General features: G+C 72.1%; 2 protein-coding genes. Both read left to right on the top strand.

Features of this window, described 5'->3' with window-relative positions; all coding sequences use genetic code 11:
- Nucleotides 1–676, top strand: a 676-nt coding sequence (locus tag HC022_RS27340) for an aminotransferase class III-fold pyridoxal phosphate-dependent enzyme (protein WP_167454466.1), incomplete at its 5' end; no start/stop codon positions are given.
- Between the two features lie 78 nt (nt 677–754).
- On the top strand, nt 755–1,051 hold a 297-nt coding region (locus tag HC022_RS27335; protein WP_167454465.1), incomplete at its 3' end, for a helix-turn-helix transcriptional regulator.

Raw genomic sequence — 1,051 nt, 5'->3', positions numbered from 1 at the left:
GGTGCCTGCGGTGCCGGGCTATTTCCGCCGCATCCGCGAGATCTGCGACCGCTACGGCATCCTGCTGATCCTCGATGAGGTCATGTGCGGCATGGGCCGCACCGGCACGCTCTTCGCCTGCGAACAGGACGGCGTGGCACCCGACATCTGCGCCATCGCCAAAGGGCTGGGGGCGGGCTATGCGCCCATCGGCGCCATGCTGTGCTCGGCCGGGATCTACGCCGCGATCGAGGCGGGCTCGGGCTTCTTCCAGCACGGCCACACCTATCTCGGCCACCCGACCTCCTGCGCCGGGGCCTGCGCGGTGCGCGAGCGGCTGGTGGACGACCGGCTGCTCGACCGGGTCGCGCCGATGGGCGCCGCGCTGCGCGCGGCTCTCGTGGATCGCTTCGGCCGGCACGCCAACGTGGGCGACATCCGCGGGCGGGGCCTGTTCCTCGGGCTCGAGCTGGTGGCCGACCGCGTGCGGCGCACGGCCTTCGACCCGTCTCTGGGGATCGCCGGAAAGCTCAAGGCAGCGGCCTTTGCCGAGGGGCTGATCTGCTACCCAATGAGCGGCACCATCGACGGGCAGCAGGGCGACCACGTGCTGCTCGCACCGCCCTTCATCCTGACCGAGGACCACGTGGGCGAGCTGGTCGACAAGCTCGACGTGGCGCTGGCCAAGGTGCTCTGAGGGCAGGGCGCGGCGAAATTCGCGGGCAGGGTGGTGATCTTAACCACGGATTCAGAGGCCGCGTGGCAATGCCCTGTGATGGATGAACCGCATCGCACCCGCCTCTCGCTTCTGGGTCACCCGCTTCGGGCGGGGGTGCTGCGGATGCTCGTGCGGCGCCTGCCGAAGGCAGTCGCGGCAGGCGAGATCGCAGAGTGGCTCGGGGTGCCGCCCTCGCCGCTCTCGGCCCATCTCGCGGCGCTGACCGGGGCGGGGTTACTGGTGCTCGAACGCGACGGCTCGGTGCGACGCTACCGGGCCGCGCCCGAGCCGCTGGGCGAGGCGCTGGGGGGGGCGCGGGCGGATCTTTGCCTCGGGCGGGCCGGGGCCGCGCAG

This window comes from Salipiger sp. HF18 (genome assembly GCF_011806505.1).
GTDB lineage: Bacteria > Pseudomonadota > Alphaproteobacteria > Rhodobacterales > Rhodobacteraceae > Salipiger > Salipiger thiooxidans.
This window is presented reverse-complemented; position numbering and strand designations above follow the sequence as displayed.